Origin of the sequence: Parasedimentitalea maritima (genome assembly GCF_005771405.1) — a bacterium.
GTDB lineage: Bacteria > Pseudomonadota > Alphaproteobacteria > Rhodobacterales > Rhodobacteraceae > Parasedimentitalea > Parasedimentitalea maritima.
Map to the genome: position 1 here is coordinate 122,212 of NZ_VAUA01000004.1, position 16,576 is coordinate 138,787.

At 53.1% G+C, this 16,576-nt stretch carries 16 protein-coding genes; 12 read left to right on the forward strand and 4 right to left on the reverse strand.

Features of this window, described 5'->3' with window-relative positions:
- The first annotated feature begins 64 nt into the window (after positions 1–64).
- Both FEE96_RS09185 and FEE96_RS09190 read left to right on the forward strand, forming a co-directional pair.
- Complete coding sequence (locus tag FEE96_RS09185) at positions 65–247, forward strand: hypothetical protein (protein WP_138162741.1); 183 nt, start codon at positions 65–67, stop codon at positions 245–247.
- A 177-nt stretch (positions 248–424) separates the two neighbouring features.
- On the forward strand, positions 425–607 hold the full coding sequence (locus tag FEE96_RS09190) for a hypothetical protein (protein ID WP_138162742.1): 183 nt from the start codon (positions 425–427) through the stop codon (positions 605–607).
- 87 nt (positions 608–694) lie between these two features.
- Here FEE96_RS09190 and FEE96_RS09195 read toward each other — a convergent pair whose 3' ends face one another.
- The 3 genes from FEE96_RS09195 to FEE96_RS09205 all read right to left on the reverse strand — a co-directional run bounded on the left by FEE96_RS09195 (position 695) and on the right by FEE96_RS09205 (position 5,744).
- A complete protein-coding gene (locus FEE96_RS09195) occupies positions 695–3,691 on the reverse strand; it encodes an aminotransferase class III-fold pyridoxal phosphate-dependent enzyme (protein WP_138162743.1) in 2,997 nt (998 codons plus the stop codon).
- A 91-nt stretch (positions 3,692–3,782) separates the two neighbouring features.
- Positions 3,783–4,832: a ferrochelatase gene (hemH, locus tag FEE96_RS09200; RefSeq protein ID WP_138162744.1), complete on the reverse strand. Its 1,050-nt coding sequence runs from the start codon at positions 4,830–4,832 to the stop codon at positions 3,783–3,785.
- 81 nt (positions 4,833–4,913) lie between these two features.
- Positions 4,914–5,744 carry a methyltransferase domain-containing protein gene (locus FEE96_RS09205; protein WP_138162745.1) on the reverse strand — a complete coding sequence of 277 codons (831 nt, stop codon included), beginning with the start codon at positions 5,742–5,744 and terminating at the stop codon, positions 4,914–4,916.
- 17 nt (positions 5,745–5,761) lie between these two features.
- Here FEE96_RS09205 and FEE96_RS09210 point away from each other — a divergent pair, with 17 nt between their 5' ends.
- From FEE96_RS09210 to FEE96_RS09225, 4 genes are all read left to right on the forward strand, one after another.
- A complete protein-coding gene (locus FEE96_RS09210; protein WP_138163010.1) occupies positions 5,762–6,487 on the forward strand; it encodes a ComF family protein in 726 nt (241 codons plus the stop codon).
- 93 nt (positions 6,488–6,580) lie between these two features.
- Positions 6,581–6,838, forward strand: coding sequence for a glutaredoxin 3 (gene grxC / locus FEE96_RS09215; RefSeq protein ID WP_138162746.1), 258 nt, complete (start codon positions 6,581–6,583; stop codon positions 6,836–6,838).
- Between the two features lie 15 nt (positions 6,839–6,853).
- Complete coding sequence (locus FEE96_RS09220) at positions 6,854–7,684, forward strand: carbon-nitrogen hydrolase family protein (RefSeq protein ID WP_138162747.1); 831 nt, start codon at positions 6,854–6,856, stop codon at positions 7,682–7,684.
- Positions 7,684–8,124, forward strand: a complete 441-nt coding sequence (locus FEE96_RS09225) for a MarR family winged helix-turn-helix transcriptional regulator (protein WP_138162748.1) — start codon at positions 7,684–7,686, stop codon at positions 8,122–8,124. Before FEE96_RS09220 ends, FEE96_RS09225 begins: the two co-directional genes overlap by 1 nt.
- A gap of 237 nt (positions 8,125–8,361) precedes the next feature.
- Here the strand turns inward: FEE96_RS09225 and ubiG are convergent, their stop codons facing one another.
- Positions 8,362–9,108, reverse strand: coding sequence for a bifunctional 2-polyprenyl-6-hydroxyphenol methylase/3-demethylubiquinol 3-O-methyltransferase UbiG (gene ubiG / locus FEE96_RS09230; protein ID WP_138162749.1), 747 nt, complete (start codon positions 9,106–9,108; stop codon positions 8,362–8,364).
- 50 nt (positions 9,109–9,158) lie between these two features.
- Here ubiG and pip point away from each other — a divergent pair, with 50 nt between their 5' ends.
- The 6 genes from pip to infB all read left to right on the forward strand — a co-directional run bounded on the left by pip (position 9,159) and on the right by infB (position 16,518).
- Positions 9,159–10,133, forward strand: a complete 975-nt coding sequence (gene pip, locus FEE96_RS09235) for a prolyl aminopeptidase (protein WP_138162750.1) — start codon at positions 9,159–9,161, stop codon at positions 10,131–10,133.
- Position 10,134: 1 nt separating this feature from the next.
- Entirely contained in the window at positions 10,135–10,983 is an 849-nt protein-coding gene (locus FEE96_RS09240) for an ABC transporter substrate-binding protein (RefSeq protein ID WP_138162751.1), read from the forward strand.
- Between the two features lie 192 nt (positions 10,984–11,175).
- Entirely contained in the window at positions 11,176–11,754 is a 579-nt protein-coding gene (gene rimP, locus FEE96_RS09245) for a ribosome maturation factor RimP (RefSeq protein ID WP_138163011.1), read from the forward strand.
- Positions 11,754–13,382 (forward strand): transcription termination factor NusA, encoded by a 1,629-nt coding sequence (gene nusA / locus FEE96_RS09250; RefSeq protein ID WP_138162752.1) that lies wholly within the window; start codon positions 11,754–11,756, stop codon positions 13,380–13,382. The genes rimP and nusA overlap by 1 nt, the downstream gene beginning before the upstream one ends.
- Positions 13,383–13,426: 44 nt before the next feature.
- A complete protein-coding gene (locus tag FEE96_RS09255; RefSeq protein WP_246079378.1) occupies positions 13,427–14,035 on the forward strand; it encodes an RNA-binding protein in 609 nt (202 codons plus the stop codon).
- On the forward strand, positions 14,035–16,518 hold the full coding sequence (infB, locus tag FEE96_RS09260; protein ID WP_138162754.1) for a translation initiation factor IF-2: 2,484 nt from the start codon (positions 14,035–14,037) through the stop codon (positions 16,516–16,518). Before FEE96_RS09255 ends, infB begins: the two co-directional genes overlap by 1 nt.
- Positions 16,519–16,576: the final 58 nt, after the last annotated feature.

The following is a 16,576-nucleotide window of genomic DNA, read 5'->3' on the forward strand; positions in this document are numbered from 1 at the left end:
CACGAGGTATGTCTTGGCTGCGTAGACCATATTTGAATGGTCGCGCCTTTTTCTGGAGGTTAATATGAAAAAACTCGTTCTCGCCGCTGCTCTGTCCGCTGCTGCTTCGACCGCATTTGCCGGTAGCTATGCTGAGCCCATCGTTGAGCCACCCGTAATCATCGAAGAAGCTGGTAGCTCTTCCAACGGTATCCTGCTGCCACTGCTGCTGCTGGTTCTGGTTGGCGCGGCTGTTGCAAGCAGCTAATATTGCTTACTATCAGTTACGGAAAGGGCGGTGGTTTTCCATCGCCTTTTTTGCTGCCAGTTTGATTATTTACTAACAGATATTTACAATTCAGGGTTTTAGTAGTGTAAAAGAACCCGGAAATGATTTGGTAAAATAGGCCATGGTTAGATAACCTTGCCTACATTGGAGACTACTATGAAAAAACTCGTTCTCGCCGCTGCTCTGTCCGGTGCTGCTTCAACCGCATTTGCCGGTAGCTATGCTGAGCCCCAAGTTGAGCCACCTGTAATCATCGAAGAAGCTGGCAGCTCTTCGAATGGTATCCTGTTGCCATTGCTGCTGCTGGTTCTGGTTGGCGCGGCTGTAGCGAGCAGCTAATATTGCTTACTATCAGTTACGGAAAGGGCGGTGGTTTTCCACCGCCCTTTTTGTTTGCTACTACATCAATCTTAGCTGAAGTTCAGGTCAATCAATTTCAGATAGTACTTTGTCCAGAGCGGTCAGGATCATTTCGACGCCTTCATCATCAATCGTCAGAGGTGGTCGAATTTTCAGGATATTGTCCTTGGGTCCTTCGCTACCGATTAGAATGCGATAGTCGCGCATTCTGTTTTTAACGTAAGAACTTATCTGAGTTGCTTCAGATCCGTCAGGATTGATCAACTCCAACCCCAGAAACAGTCCCATGCCGCGTACATCGCCAACGCAATCATATTTTTGCTCTAACGTGCGTAACCCGTCGATCAACAGAGCACCCATTTGACGGGCATTGCCCTGCAAATCTTCATCATCGACAATATCCAGAACCTCTTTGCCAATTCGGCAAGACAGAGTGGACCCACCAAAGGTAGAGAAAAACTCCGGTCCCTGGGCAAAGCTGTCAGCGATTGCTTTGGTTGTTACCAAAACTCCCAAGGGGTGCCCATTTCCAATAGGTTTTCCCATCACCACGATGTCAGGCAACGCTTCTTGATGTTCAAAGCCAAAGTAGAAGTCACCGAGGCGTCCAAGCCCGGTTTGCACTTCGTCAGCAATACAGACACCGCCAGCTGCGCGGATTTTTTCATAGACAGAGGATAGGTATCCCTTGGGTGGGATGATCTGACCGCCAACCGAAGGGAAGGTTTCGGCAATAAAGCCAGCTACACCGTGACCTTTGTTCTGAAGAACCTCAATTGCCGGTTCGACAAGATCGGCAAATTTTTCTGCACGGCTGGCATCATCACGTTTGAACGACCCACGGTAGTCATCAGCAACTTCGACAAGTTCCACCCAATCCGCCTGGCCGCTGCCACCTTTGGCGTTGAATTTGTAGGCCGAGACATCAATCACACCAGTGGTATTGCCGTGATAGCCATGATCGGGTGTTACCATGCCTTTGGCGCCAGTATGAGCACGGGCCAGTCGCAGGGCCAGTTCGTTGGCCTCTGTGCCCGAATTGACAAAGAAACAGACTTCGAATGAATCAGGGAGCTTGGACAGGACTTTGTCGGCAAATGCGGTTTGTGCGGGATGCAAGTAGCGGGTGTTCGAGTTCATTCGCTTCAGCTGATCCGCAGCGACAGCCTGAATACGTGGGTGAGCGTGACCAACATGTGGAACGTTGTTATAGGCATCCAGATAGGGGCGACCCCATTCATCAAACAGATGGTGTTTCCAGCCACGAACTAACATTACCGGGTCCGAATAGGTAAGGGATAGATTGCCACCGAAATGCGCTTTGCGCCCAGCCAGAACCTCATCTTTGTTGGTTGGCTGATATATTACCTTATCGTCTGGCAAGTTTAGCAGTGCTGCGGGGTTGGGACAAATTGCCTGCCACAAAACCATTTCATCCGGATCCGCCACGCCGGGCCAATCCGTTTCAATGCCTTCTGTTGTAAGGGCCAGTTGGAAATGAACATGCGGAGCCCAGCCACCGTTTTGGTTGGCATTGCCCAGACGACAAAACTCAGAACCCTTTTCAATGATGTCACCAGGGTTCAATCGGTCACAGCACTCTGGGTTTAGATGGCCATAGAGCGTGTAAAATGAGTCATTATCCGGGGTCTTATGGCGCAGGATAATAACGCCGCCATAATCCAGATGGTTGTTGCGATTCTCGACCACAAACACTTCACCCTGCAATGGCGCATAAAGGGGTGTCTCCGCTGGTGCAAAGCCATCCACAGCAAGGTGAACTGTTCGTCGGTTACTGGCTTTGTATGGGCCTTTTCGAAAAGCGGGTTCCGCATAGATTAATCGAGGCTCATGATAGTACCCCAACCACAGATCTGTGCCGAATTCCTCACCAACCCGGGCAGCTTCTTCCAGCGACATGTGAAACGGGTTTTGTGGCCATGTCGAGTTTTCGACAGATAGGGATCCCATGGGTGTGTTAGCCAAATCTGTGCCCATCAGGGGCGCAAAACTACCACGTTCTGTATCCAAATAGGCCAATACTCGATCGGCCCCATCAACTACTGGCAAGCCACAGGCTGCGCGTAACTGTGCGGTCAACAAACCCTGGTGAATAGGGTGGTTCTCCAGAAAACGCCAAGCTGGGGCCTGAGATATCACCACATAGGGGTCATCGGGGTTGTCTGCCGCCATAAGGGTCGAATTGACTACGCTGACCGCCAGTCGGGCGCGTAAAAGCGGCCAGATCAGATCAACTTCAGCAGGGGTAAGTGGGTTCGCGGCGTGATATCCGGCAACCAATGCAGCCAGCGCTTGTTCGGGTTTGGCATGGTCCAAGACAATGTAAGCTCCGGCGATCGCCAGGTCGCAAATTCTAGGCGCGGTGCACATGTCGCCAAGGTCTATCAGGCCAGACACTTTTCGCGGATCGTTCAGTTCGCCGGCAACCAAGATGTTGTAATCATTTGCGTCATTGTGGATCGCCTGTTTTGGCAGGTTAGCCAATGATGGCTCAATCTCCGAAAAACCTGACGCGACTTCACTCAGGATAGCGCGTCGGCTTGGATCCGTGACGCAGTCCAATTCCTTTGCAATCCAACCAGCTTGCATCAAGTCCCACTTGAAATCACGCTCCAGGCCATCGTGGCGGAAATTTTTTAGTGCATCAGACGATAGCCCAAGAACGTGGCCAATCTCATGAATAAGCTCCAGTGTCTTGGGTTCTGTCTTGGCATAACAGCGTCCCGGTAACCGGTTTTGCAGCCAGACCAACCGCAGATCCCCATTGTTATCAGGAAGTTCCAACATCGCAGATCCGGAAGGGGTCCGGATCACACGGGGACAGGGTAGATCGGGCTGTTCTGTAGCGATGTGTTCCAAGGCTAAGATCTGTACTTCAACCAACCAAGGTTCACACCCGGGGCGCATTGCTTTCAGAATGTAACCCTGACCATCGTGTCCTTCGGCAAGGAAGTTCAGATCATATTCGCCGTCCAAGCGGCTTAGGCCAGCAGTGATGTCCCAGTGTTCTTGCAGGGTTGCTGCCCAATGATGTTCACTCATTTGTTCTTTCCCAATCGGCATTTATGGCGATTGCCAATCGGAATGGCTCGCCTAGTTTTTAGGTTTTCGCCACTTTATTGCTACTGACTGGTTAGTCCAGCCAGCCTTGCAAATTCTCTTCGATTACCTTTGCCAGTGCGGCGATATGGGCATCATCGTCGTTCAAGCAAGGAATATAGGTAAAGCTCTCACCGCCCGCATGTTCAAAACTCTCGCGGATCTCGTCGTTGATCTCTTCTAATGTTTCGATGCAGTCAGCGGAAAATGCGGGGGCCACCACAGCGATGGATTTCTTACCTTGTTTGGCCAAGTCGGCAACATGGTCCACCGTATAGGGTTTCAACCATTCCTCCGGGCCGAATTTCGACTGGAAGGTTGTGACCAGATCAGTGTCGTTCCAGCCTAACCGTTCGCGTAGGAGCCGTGTAGTTTTTTGGCACTGGCAATGATAAGGGTCGCCTTGCTGAAGATAGCGTTCTGGCATTCCGTGATAAGAGCAAACCAGAATATCAGGGCGTTTTTCCATCTTGGTATAGGCTTCGGAAATTGATCCTGCCAGCGCATCTATATAGCTGGGGTGGTCAAAATAAGCTGGGACTGTCCGTGCGGCGGGCTGCCAAGTCTCTTTCGTCAGTGCACGGAAAAATTCGTCGTTGGCGGTGCCTGAGGTGGCACCGGCGTATTGTGGATAGAGAGGCAGGAATAGAATCTTTGTGCAACCTGCATCGACCATTGCCCGGACTTTGGACTGGGTTGAGGGATTTCCGTAGCGCATACAGAAATCAACCATGACCTGATCGCCATAGCGTTCCTGCATTGTAGCTGCCATTTTTGCTGTCTGATCTTTAGTGATGGTCATCAGCGGGCTTTCGCCCTTGTCGTGATTCCAGATCGATTTATAGGCAGCACCGGAGCTGAACGGACGTTTGGTTAGGATGATCAGTTGCAGCAAAGGCTGCCACTTCCACTTCGGATAATCGATAACCCGCTGGTCTGACAGGAACTCACCCAGATAGCGCCGCATCGGCCAGTATGAGTAATCATCTGGGGTGCCGAGGTTGGCCAGCAGAATTCCCACTTTTTCGGCCGGAATTTTTTGGTGATTGGCAGGGTAGGTGGCTTTTGTTTTAGCGTCCAGCATAGCGGAATCCTGTTAGGCTTGGTCGGGCGGATGAATAGGCATAACCCACTGCGGGTCAATCGGACAAATGGCGCGTTTGAACTATTCTGGAAGTTTGGTTTCAGGGACTTTTAGCGCATCCGCCAGACGAGAACGGGCAGATCCGGGTCGCAGTGGTTTTTGCTGTGTCTCTGAAGGTGACCAGCCAGTTAGGCAAACCATCTCAAACGTGGCTGGCAACCGATCCTGATCATTGGCAAAATGCTGGCGGTACAAGTGGTCCGCCATGTCAAATAGCAGCCTTGAGGACGGCTGTTTCTGACGATGGGCAAGGGCATTGGTTTCAGCCATGTCGCGTAGGTCGTGCATCAGGTGGAATAGATCGCGATATTCAGCAGTCAGTGGGATCAAATCCGCAACCGGCAAATTCAACCCGGCGCGTTGCAACAACGCGCCCAGATCTCGAATTTCCCCCATAGGGGCGACACGCGGTGACAGACCGCCCGTGATTCTGGTTTCAGCCTCGGCCAATACACTTCGTAATTGATGCAGGGTTTGACCTCCCAACATCAGCACCAGCAAGAGTCCGTCTTCTTTTAGCGCGCGACGACACTGGATCAACTGCCCTACAGGATCGTTAGCCCAATGAAGGCACATGGCGTGTACAACCACATCATGGGCATCGGGTTGCAACGTAATCAGATCTTCGTCAGCCACGATTTTTGCATTTGGGAGGCTGTTTTGCCAAATCTCCGCAAAAGGGGTGACGACGGCAGGGTCCGTAAAGGTTCTATTAACCATGGAAAGCCGATCCTCGACCTCATCCCGTGCCATATCATGCAGAAACAACGCTGCCCGTTTGTGTCGGTCACGGTGGAAGCGAAGAGCCTGGCGGTCGAACAAGGTCGGCGGAGTCTGGGATGCTTTGGTCATGGGGGCTATTTAGGGTGATGCTGAGGCAGATACAAACGGCTGTTGCATTGATCTACCCACCGCGATGTCTGGGCTGCGGTGGTTTGGTCGAGAGCGATTTTGGCTTGTGTGGTTCATGCTGGCGCGACACCCCGTTTATAGGTGGTACCATATGTGATGGGTGCGGTCTGCCTGTTCCGGGTGCGAACGACGGTTTTCGGTTGGAGTGCGATGACTGCATGGCGCATCCACGAGCTTGGAGCCGGGGAAGGGCGGCATTGTTGTACCGGGATCAGGCGCGGGCGCTGATACTGGCGCTTAAACATGGTGATCGCATTGATATTGCCAAGCCCGCTGCAGCCTGGATGGTGCGAGCCTCAGCTGCCTTGCTGGATGATGCGCCGCTGATTGCGCCAGTGCCGTTGCATTGGACCCGTCTGTTAAAGAGGCGTTATAATCAATCAGCCTTGCTGGCGCGTGAACTGGCGCGACAAACCGGGTTGGAGTACTGCGTCGACATGCTGCAACGACGTCGACGCACTGCCTCTCTTGACGGAAAGACCCGTGCGCAACGATTTGCGGCGCTGGGCGATGCCATATCGGCAAACACCCGACATCGGGTGCTGATGCAAGGGCGGGTCATTTTGCTGGTGGATGACGTAATGACGTCAGGCGCCACTCTGACTGCCTGCAGCGACGCTTGCCTGCAAGGGGGCGCAGCTGATGTTCGGGTGGTAACACTGGCCCGTGTCACCAAGCAGTGAATTATCGATCACGTTTTCGCGTGGCCCTCGCAATTGTTGCATTGCCCCCCCAAATCCCCCACAACGTCAAAGCTGAATGAAACGGAGACCCAAATGAAAACGGTCGAAATATATACTTCGCCACTGTGCGGATTTTGCCATGCAGCCAAGCGGCTGTTGACCCAAAAGGGCGTGAACTTTGCTGAGGTGAATGTACTGGCTCAACCGGACCGCAAGCCAGAAATGATCCAGCGTGCCAACGGCGGTCGTACAGTTCCGCAGATCTTTGTAGGCGACACTCATGTGGGTGGCTGCGATGATTTGTTCGCACTGGAGCAAGCAGGTAAGCTGGATCCGCTCCTGGCAGCCTAATACCGGAGTCTTTTTATGCGTACGGCCCTGTTGCAGATGACATCAAGTGATAACCCGGGTGAAAATCTGGGCATGGTTGAAAAGATGTTGGATGAGGCCGTCTTGGGCGGTGCTGGATTTGTGCTGACCCCAGAAGTTACCAATTGTCTGAGTGCCAGTCGCAGGCACCAGCAGGCCGTATTGCATCACGAAGAAGACGATCCAACATTAGCGGCGCTGCAAGATGCAGCAGCGCGGCATGGGATCTGGCTGTTGTTGGGCTCATTGGCGGTCAAGACACATGATGCCGAGGGTCGGTTTGCCAATCGACAATTCCTGATTTCGCCACAGGGCGAGATCACAGCACGTTATGATAAGATCCACATGTTTGACGTGGATGTGACGCCAGAAGAAACTTATCGCGAATCCGACGGCTATCGGCCTGGTGACAGGGCAGTTGTGACAGACACACCGTTTGGTCGGGTGGGCATGAGCATTTGTTATGATGTCCGGTTCGGATACCTGCACCGGGCACTGGCCCATGCGGGTGCTGAAATCCTGACCGTTCCTGCGGCGTTCTCACATGTGACGGGCGCAGCGCATTGGCATGTGTTGCTACGCGCCCGCGCGATTGAGACGGGTTGTTATATCTTGGCTCCTGCTCAAACCGGCCGACATCTGGCAAGTGTAGGTGCCCGTCGGCAGACCTATGGTCATTCACTCGTGGTCGCTCCTTGGGGAGAAGTCTTGGTGGATGCTGGAATTAACTCAGGTGTGAGTTACGTTGATCTTGATATGGAAAAAGTGGCAGAAGCGCGCAGGCGCGTGCCTTCACTGACTCATGATCGGGATTTCGACGGACCCTAATGGACGATAATAATTCTCTTGCGGTTTCGCTGTTCAGCGAGATTTTAATGGCTGATCAACTAGCTCGTGCGCGACTGACCAAGGCGCTGCCCAAAGGTATGGAGCTGTCGCATTTTTCAGTGCTAAATCATTTGGCAGGTGCCGGTTTGGAGAGATCCCCAGCACAGCTCGCTAAGGCGTTCCACGTCACACGTGGCGCTATGACGAATACGCTAAGTAAACTGGAAGTGGCTGGCTATATCCATATTCGTCCGGATTGGGACGATGCGCGTCGCAAGATGGTGGCGATTAGCCCGGCTGGTCGTCAGGCGCGTGATCGGGCTCTGGCCAGTATAACGCCGATGATTTCTGAGGTGGTAAGTGATTTGGGCGGCGACCGGGTCCGTGCAGCCTTACCCATTTTACGTGAGTTACGCTCAAAACTGGAAAGCGACGGTTGATCTGAACGTCGGTTAAACGTGGAAGCGGGGCGCCTGCTCCCAGACACCCCGCCGTTCTGATAGGTCCCGTGAGTGAGAATTCCCTATTAGAACACTGTAGCATTCACTCGGTTAAGGGCGAAATTATGCCCCATTAACCCCCAGGGTCATTCCTGAGTGTTGGGTTATATCTACCAACTGTGTCGAACATTAACAAAGGTGCAGAAGGATCAAGATCTATCCTAAAGGATAGGTCTTCTATTTGGGTTTAGTGCTGGCAGTGACATAGTTTACGCTAAGATCGCGGGCAGAGATTGACCAACCCCAAGTGATTGGATTGAAGAGAAAGCCCTTACGATCCACCGGTGTCAACCCTGCCTTAGAGAGCAAATCGCAGAGTTCGTCCGGCGTGATGAATTTTGACCATTCATGTGTGCCTCGTGGTAGCCAGCGCATGACAATTTCGGCGCCAACAATTGCCATGGCAAAGCTTTTGGCGTTTCGGTTAATGGTCGAACAAATTTCCAAGCCCCCAGGGCGTAGCAGTTGTTGGGTCGCAGTTAGATACGCCAACGGATCTGCAACATGTTCCACCACTTCCATGTTCAACACGACATCGAATTGCTCACCTGCTTCAGCCATTGCTTCGGCGGTGGTGTGGCGGTAGTCGATTTCCAGTCCGGATTGTTCTGCGTGGATGCGTGCAACGGGTAAATTGCCTTCGGCGGCATCTGCTCCAATCACTGTGGCACCCAAGCGCGCCATTGGTTCTGACAACAACCCGCCACCGCATCCAATATCCAGCACCCGTAATCCGGAAAACGGATTGCGGGAGGTCAGATCGCGATCAAATTCGCCAGCGATCTGTTGTGTGATATAGTCCAGTCGACAAGGATTCAGCATGTGCAACGGTTTGAATTTACCGTTGGGATCCCACCATTCTGCGGCCATAGCTTCAAATTTGGCGATCTCTGAAGGATCCACCGTGGATTGAGGCGCTTGCATTCCTGTCTCCGTATGTTCTTTTAGGTCAGACATTCTCAATCAGGTCAGTAATGGACAAATACCGAGATCAAAAGCACGCAGTGCAATATCTTTACCCGCCAGTTGAAACATTTGATCAGCGGATGATCGATGTTGGGCAAGGGCATCGCGTATATGTGGAGCAATGCGGCAATCCGCAAGGTGTGCCCGTTGTTGTGTGCCACGGTGGCCCCGGTGGCGGCAGTAGCCCGGCAATGCGACGCTATTTTGACACTGATGTTTATCGGGTGATTCTTTTTGACCAACGGGGCTGCGGGCGATCAACGCCTCATGCATCGTGTCAGGATAATACGACCTGGCATTTAGTGGCTGATATGGAGCTGATTCGCCGCCAGCTGGAAATTGATAGCTGGATGGTGTTTGGCGGCAGCTGGGGCGCCACCTTGTCGTTGATCTATGCGCAGGCACACCCTGACCGGGTTCGGCATTTAATTCTGCGTGGTGTGTTCTTGATGACTGAAGCAGAGCTGGACTGGTTCTATGGCGGCGGCGCTGGAAAATTCTGGCCTGAGACCTGGGCCAGATTTGTGGCATTGATCCCTGAGAATGAACGTGGTGATATGATTGCAGCCTATAATAAGAGGCTGTTTTCCGGAAATGTTTCAGAAGAAATTCGCTATGGTCGCGCGTGGTCTGCTTGGGAAAATGCGCTTGCTTCAATTCATTCCAATGGAACCTCAGGCGAAAGCCCAGGAGACTATGCCCGTGCTTTTGCCCGGTTGGAGAATCACTATTTCACCAATCATGGGTTTCTTGAAAAAGATGGACAGATATTGGCCAACATGGGCCGTATATCGCACATCCCAGGTGTCATCGTGCAAGGGCGTTATGATATGATATGCCCACCTGTCATGGCTTGGCGTTTAAATGAGTTGTGGCCAGCAGGTGAGTTGAAAATGGTTCGCGGAGCAGGGCACGCGTTGTCTGAACCGGGAATCAGCGCAGAACTGGTTTTGGTGATGAATCGCATTGCGGAGGACCTATAAGATGAGCCGGATCGACCGCCGCGCACTGTTTACTTCGGGTGCTGCTGCTGCATTGCTGGCCGCAACTGGAACGTCGTTGTCCGCGGCGCCGCAGCCGGGCGGCACATTGCGGTTGGCTGTGCCACGCGAAGGTGGCTTTCTTAATTTGGTGGCGCGCGGAGCCCTGTATCATACCCTGACCGAAATTGCGCCCGATGGGGTTTTGCGCGGTGAGCTGGCCAGTAAATGGCGAAGCAATTCGGATGCACGTGTCTGGACATTCGATCTGCGCGCAGGTGTTCGTTTTCATGATGGCCAGTCAATGACAGCAAATGATGTTGCGGCTTCGCTATTGGCGCATGATCTGCCTGAAAGCGCGAAGATCCAGCACGTTACTGTTCTTTCTGATCAGAAATTGAAGCTAGAGTTAGTGATATCAAACCCTGGTTTCCCATATCTATTGGCTGACCCATCGCTCATCATTGCTCGCGCGGGTCATATTGATGCGCCACTGTCAGTGGCTTGCGGTACAGGTTGCTACCATGTCGAGCATTTTCAGGAAGACCGGCACTTTCGCGCAACGAAGTTCGAGAGGAACCATAAAGACGGACAGGCAGGGTGGGCAGATCAGATCGAAGTGATTGTGATCCCAGACGCATCAGTTCGCGCCGAGGCCCTGCGCGATGGGTATGTTGATATATCGGCTCTACCTGATCCCAGCGGCCTGATTAAGCGAGGGGATTTCCGCTATCTGCCGTCCCAGCAGGAAATGGCGCTGGCGACTCACTCAGGAATTGGTGTGCCAAAAGTGATTGGCAAGCGGGTTGCATTAGACGACGGCCGTATTGCTGAACGGTGGTGGCGGGTCTAAATGTTACTGCCTCTCAATGCCTCGGGAGGAGGTAATTGGGACGAGAAGAACTGAGGGCTTGCAGATTCGCTCAGTCCCGCCTATATCCCAATTCAACAGCGGCGCGTCGGGCCTTGGGTACGAAGCACCATCGGAATTTTCGACGGGCCGCGCGCCCGTTTTTTTGTGCTGTAACGCATGTGATGGATCATGATGACAAACGACCTGATTGCCAAAGCTGCCATTGATCGCCGTATGGCCGAGATTATCACTCCTGTGATTGAAGATCTTGGTTATGAGTTGGTGCGTGTCCGACTGATGTCCGGTAAAACAACCGCTTTGCAGATCATGGCTGACAAGCCTGAAGGTGGCATTGAGGTGGATGACTGCGCCGTGATCTCAAATGCTGTGAGTGCAGTTTTGGATGTAGAAGATCCGATCCTAGACGCTTATGCTCTAGAGGTATCCAGCCCGGGAATCGACCGACCGCTGACACGGCTGAAAGATTTCGCCATGTTTGAAGGATATGAAGCCAAGATCGAGACTGGTGAACTGATCGGTGGTCGGCGTCGTTTTAAAGGCGAACTGGCGGGTGTCGAAGGCGAAGAGGTGCTGATCAACGTTGAAGAAGGCACCATTGGATTGCAGTTCGACTGGTTGAGCGATGCCAAATTGGTGTTGACCGACGAGTTGATCAAGGAAATGTTGCGCCAGCGTAAAGATGCAGGCGCTTTGAACGAGAATGCATTCGACGAGATCGAGACCGAAGGGTCCGAAGAGGAGAAAGAATAATGGCAATCACCTCTGCTAACCAGCTGGAACTCTTGCAGACCGCCGAAGCGGTAGCCCGCGAGAAGATGATCGACCCCAGCCTGGTTGTCGACGCGATGGAAGAAAGCTTGGCCCGAGCAGCCAAGAGCCGTTACGGTAGCGAAATGGATATCCGGGTAGCGATCGACCGCAAAACCGGTAAAGCCACATTTACCCGTGTGCGCACAGTGGTCGAGGATGAAGAGCTGGAGAATTACCAGTCTGAATTCACCGTCGAACAAGCCAAGCAATACATGGCAGAGCCAGAAGTTGGCGCGACTTTCGTCGAAGAAGTGCCGCCAGTTGAAATGGGCCGTATTGCGGCGCAGTCAGCCAAGCAGGTGATTCTGCAGAAAATTCGTGAAGCGGAACGTGACCGTCAGTTCGAAGAGTTCAAAGACCGCGCTGGCAGCATTATCAATGGGCTGGTCAAACGTGAAGAATATGGCAACGTCATCGTTGACGTGGGCGCCGGCGAAGCAATTCTGCGCCGCAACGAGAAGATCGGTCGCGAGAGCTATCGCCCGAACGACCGCATCCGGTGCTACATCAAGGACGTGCGCCGCGAGCCTCGTGGCCCGCAGATTTTCCTGAGCCGGACAGCCCCTGAGTTTATGGCAGAGCTGTTCAAGATGGAGGTGCCTGAAATCTATGATGGCATCATCGACATCAAAGCCGTAGCACGTGACCCTGGTTCGCGCGCCAAGATCGCTGTGATTTCATATGACGGCTCGATTGATCCGGTTGGTGCTTGTGTTGGTATGCGCGGTAGCCGTGTTCAGGCTGTTGTGAACGAACTACAAGGCGAAAAGATCGACATCATTCCATGGAATGATGATCAACCGACGTTCCTTGTAAATGCGTTGCAGCCTGCCGAAGTTTCCAAAGTTGTTCTGGATGAAGAAGCTGGAAAAATCGAAGTTGTGGTACCTGAAGAACAGCTGAGCTTGGCGATTGGTCGCCGTGGCCAGAACGTTCGCCTTGCGTCCCAGCTGACTGGTCTTGATATCGACATCATGACTGAAGAAGAAGAAAGCGCCCGTCGCCAGAAAGAATTTGAGGCCCGCACTGGGTTGTTCATGGAAGTTCTGGATCTGGACGAGTTCTTTGCTCAGCTTCTGGTGTCAGAAGGCTTTACCAACCTTGAAGAAGTCGCCTACGTCGAGCTAGATGAGTTGCTCGTCATTGATGGTGTGGATGACGCGACAGCTGCTGAACTGCAAGCCCGCGCGCGTGACCATATTGAAGCGCAGGCCAAAGCGGCCATCGAAGCGGCCCGGGCTCTGGGTGTTGAGGACAGCTTGATCAACTTTGAGGGTCTGACCCCGAAAATGATTGAGGCTCTGGCCCAAGACGGCGTTAAGACGCTGGAAGATTTTGCAACCTGTGCTGATTGGGAACTTGCCGGAGGCTGGACCACTGAGAACGGAGAGCGAATCAAAGATGACGGCATTCTAGAGCCCTTTGAGATGTCGCTAGAAGAAGCACAAACATTGGTCATGACAGCACGTGTTCTGTTGGGCTGGGTTGATCCGGCAGATTTGGAAGTGGAAGAAGAAGTTTCCGAAGATGCAGATGAAGATGAACAACAATCGGAGGCCGAGGCCTGATTTCAGGCCTCGAGTGTTTGAACATGGGTGGCGCTAGCAACTCAATGGACCTGAGTAGTGGTCCAGATCGCAAATGTCTTGCCACAGGTGAGGTGCAGCCAAAACACGGATTGGTGCGTTTTGTCGTCGGTCCGGATGGGCAGGTCGTTGCGGATATTATGGGTAAGCTACCCGGTCGTGGGGTCTATGTGACCGCCGAGCGGGAAGCTCTTGAAGTTGCAGTAAAGAAAAAACTCTTTTCGCGCGGTTTTAAAACCCAGGTGACAATGCCTGATGGGCTGGTTGATGAGGTGGAGCGGCAGATTCTGCGCCGCCTGGTCGAGTTGCTCAGTCTGGCGCGTAAGTCAGGGGCAGCAGTAGGTGGCTATGAAAAAGTCAAAGACTGGCTGTCCAAAGAAGAGGCCCAGGTGCTGATACAAGCCATAGATGGGTCCGGGCGTGGTAAGTCAAAATTGAGCACGCCACACTTAGGTAGCTATATTGGTTGCCTAACCGCAGATGAACTAGGCATGGCTTTTGGCCGAGAAACTGTGATACATGCAGCGCTCGCCTCTGGTGGACTCAGCAAACGTGTTGTAGAGGAAGCGCAGCGATTGCAGGGCATGCGTAAAACAGTGGGCGGCAACGGCCGCACAGAAGGATACAAATCTTAATGAGCGATAGTGACGGCAAAAAGACTTTGGGACTTCGTGGTGGGGCCCGGCCCGGGAACGTGAAACAGAGTTTCAGCCATGGTCGGACCAAGAGTGTCGTGGTGGAAACCAAGCGTAAGCGCGTTGTGGTCCCCAAGCCGGGTGCCGGCCGGGGTGGTTCGAGTTCTGCCCCTGTTGGTGATCCATCACGTCGGCCTGCTGGTATCACCGATGTAGAAATGGCTCGCCGACTAAAAGCGGTGCAGCTCGCCAAGGCACGTGAAGCGGAAGATATCGCTAAACGAGCGGCTGAAGAAAAAGAACGCGAAGAAAGTCGTGCGCGCCGCCGAGCCGAAATGGAGCAGAAGGAACGTGAACAGCGTGAAGCTGAAGAGCGTGCCAAAGCTAAAATCGAAGAAGCAGAGCGCAAGAAGCGCGAAGCTGAAGTGGCAGCTGAACGAGCTGCTCCTGCCCCTGTTGCGGAAAAACCAGCTGGTGCTGCACCGCGTACTGCGAACTTTGGGAAACCAGCCCCTGCAGCTACGCCGCGTAAATCAGATCGTGAGCGGGATCAGCGCCAAAACCGTGGCAAAGGCCAAGCGGACAGTCGTCGGTCGGGTAAACTGACATTGGGTCAGGCCACTGGTGGTGCCGGTAACCGTCACCGTTCAATGGCGTCGATGAAGCGCAAGCAAGAACGTGCCCGTCAAAAAGCCATGGGTACAGTTGAGCGCGAAAAGGTATTCCGCGAAGTTCAGCTTCCAGAAGCCATTTTGGTGTCTGAATTGGCGATCCGGATGGCGGAACGTGTTGGTGATGTTGTTAAGTCGCTGATGAACATGGGTCTGATGGTTACTCAGAACCAGACCATCGACGCTGACACAGCGGAACTGATCATCGAGGAATTCGGCCACAAGATGGTACGGGTTTCGGATTCAGACGTTGAAGACGTAATCAACGAAATCGATGACAAAGATGAAGACCTGAAGCCGCGGCCACCTGTCGTGACTATCATGGGCCACGTTGATCACGGTAAGACTTCGATCCTGGATGCGATCCGCGACGCGCGGGTTGTGGCTGGCGAGGCTGGGGGTATTACCCAGCATATCGGTGCCTATCAGGTACAAACTAAAGAGGGCGCAGTCCTTAGCTTCCTGGATACTCCTGGCCACGCGGCATTTACATCAATGCGCTCGCGCGGTGCGGATGTGACTGACATCGTGATCTTGGTTGTTGCTGCTGATGATGCGGTCATGCCGCAGACCATCGAAGCGATCAACCACGCCCAAGCTGCTAACGTGCCGATGATTGTTGCAATCAACAAAATCGACAAACCTGCTGCGAACCCGACCAAAGTGCGCACCGATCTGCTGCAGCACTCGGTTATCGTTGAAGAAATGTCTGGTGAAGTTCAGGACGTTGAAGTCTCGGCGACCACTGGTCAGGGGCTAGACCAACTGCTGGAAGCCATTGCGCTGCAAGCAGAAATTCTGGAACTGAAAGCTAACCCTGATCGTGCTGCCCAAGGTGCCGTGATTGAGGCTCAGTTGGATGTTGGCCGTGGACCGGTTGCGACTGTTCTGGTTCAGAACGGTACTCTGCGCCAAGGCGATATCTTTGTTGTAGGCGAGCAGTACGGTAAGGTCCGTGCGCTGATCAACGACAAGGGCGAGCGGATCAAAGAAGCCGGTCCTTCGGTTCCTGTTGAGGTTCTGGGCCTGAACGGTACACCTGAAGCAGGCGACGTGTTGAACGTGACCGAAACCGAAGCTCAGGCACGTGAAATTGCCGAGTATCGGGCACAGGCAGCGAAAGACAAGCGCGCTGCTGCTGGCGCTGCGACTACCCTGGAACAGCTGATGGCTAAGGCTAAAGATGACGAAAACGTCTCTGAGTTGCCTATTCTGGTTAAAGCAGACGTGCAGGGTTCAGCCGAAGCGATCGTTCAGGCGATGGCCAAAATCGGTAACGACGAAGTTCGGGTCCGCGTTCTGCACTCAGGTGTTGGTGCGATCACTGAAACCGATATCGGCCTTGCCGAAGCATCGGGTGCACCAGTGTTTGGCTTTAACGTTCGTGCCAATACATCGGCCCGTAACACTGCCAACCAAAAGGGCGTAGAGATCCGGTACTACTCTGTGATCTATGACTTGGTTGATGATGTCAAAGCGGCTGCATCTGGCCTGTTGAGCAACGAAATTCGCGAGAACTTTATCGGTTACGCGAATATCAAAGAGGTCTTCAAGGTTACTGGCATCGGCAAAGTCGCTGGTTGTCTGGTTACCGAAGGTGTGGCGCGTCGTTCTGCGGGTGTCCGTCTGCTGCGCGACAACGTAGTTATCCACGAAGGCACACTGAAAACTCTGAAGCGCTTTAAGGATGAAGTGCCCGAAGTTCAGTCTGGTCAAGAATGTGGTATGGCATTTGAAAACTACGACGATATTCGACCTGACGATGTTATCGAAATCTTCGAACGCGAAGAAGTGACCAGAACGCTTAAGTAAATTGACATAGCGTTCTACTTAAGAAACCCCGGCCTAGCGCTGGGGTTTTTCGTTGCGC

Excerpts from the sequence above, each read along its gene's own strand:
- FEE96_RS09210 (WP_138163010.1), top strand. The coding sequence starts at position 5,762 with ATGCTGAGGCAGATACAAACGGCTGTTGCATTGATCTACCCACCGCGA.
- grxC (WP_138162746.1), top strand. The coding sequence starts at position 6,581 with ATGAAAACGGTCGAAATATATACTTCGCCACTGTGCGGATTTTGCCAT.
- FEE96_RS09190 (WP_138162742.1), top strand. The coding sequence starts at position 425 with ATGAAAAAACTCGTTCTCGCCGCTGCTCTGTCCGGTGCTGCTTCAACC.
- nusA (WP_138162752.1), top strand. The coding sequence starts at position 11,754 with ATGGCAATCACCTCTGCTAACCAGCTGGAACTCTTGCAGACCGCCGAA.
- FEE96_RS09225 (WP_138162748.1), top strand. The coding sequence starts at position 7,684 with ATGGACGATAATAATTCTCTTGCGGTTTCGCTGTTCAGCGAGATTTTA.
- FEE96_RS09240 (WP_138162751.1), top strand. The coding sequence starts at position 10,135 with ATGAGCCGGATCGACCGCCGCGCACTGTTTACTTCGGGTGCTGCTGCT.
- FEE96_RS09205 (WP_138162745.1), bottom strand. The coding sequence starts at position 5,744 with ATGACCAAAGCATCCCAGACTCCGCCGACCTTGTTCGACCGCCAGGCT.
- rimP (WP_138163011.1), top strand. The coding sequence starts at position 11,176 with ATGACAAACGACCTGATTGCCAAAGCTGCCATTGATCGCCGTATGGCC.
- FEE96_RS09195 (WP_138162743.1), bottom strand. The coding sequence starts at position 3,691 with ATGAGTGAACATCATTGGGCAGCAACCCTGCAAGAACACTGGGACATC.
- infB (WP_138162754.1), top strand. The coding sequence starts at position 14,035 with ATGAGCGATAGTGACGGCAAAAAGACTTTGGGACTTCGTGGTGGGGCC.
- FEE96_RS09220 (WP_138162747.1), top strand. The coding sequence starts at position 6,854 with ATGCGTACGGCCCTGTTGCAGATGACATCAAGTGATAACCCGGGTGAA.
- pip (WP_138162750.1), top strand. The coding sequence starts at position 9,159 with ATGGACAAATACCGAGATCAAAAGCACGCAGTGCAATATCTTTACCCG.
- ubiG (WP_138162749.1), bottom strand. The coding sequence starts at position 9,108 with ATGCAAGCGCCTCAATCCACGGTGGATCCTTCAGAGATCGCCAAATTT.
- hemH (WP_138162744.1), bottom strand. The coding sequence starts at position 4,832 with ATGCTGGACGCTAAAACAAAAGCCACCTACCCTGCCAATCACCAAAAA.
- FEE96_RS09255 (WP_246079378.1), top strand. The coding sequence starts at position 13,427 with ATGGACCTGAGTAGTGGTCCAGATCGCAAATGTCTTGCCACAGGTGAG.
- FEE96_RS09185 (WP_138162741.1), top strand. The coding sequence starts at position 65 with ATGAAAAAACTCGTTCTCGCCGCTGCTCTGTCCGCTGCTGCTTCGACC.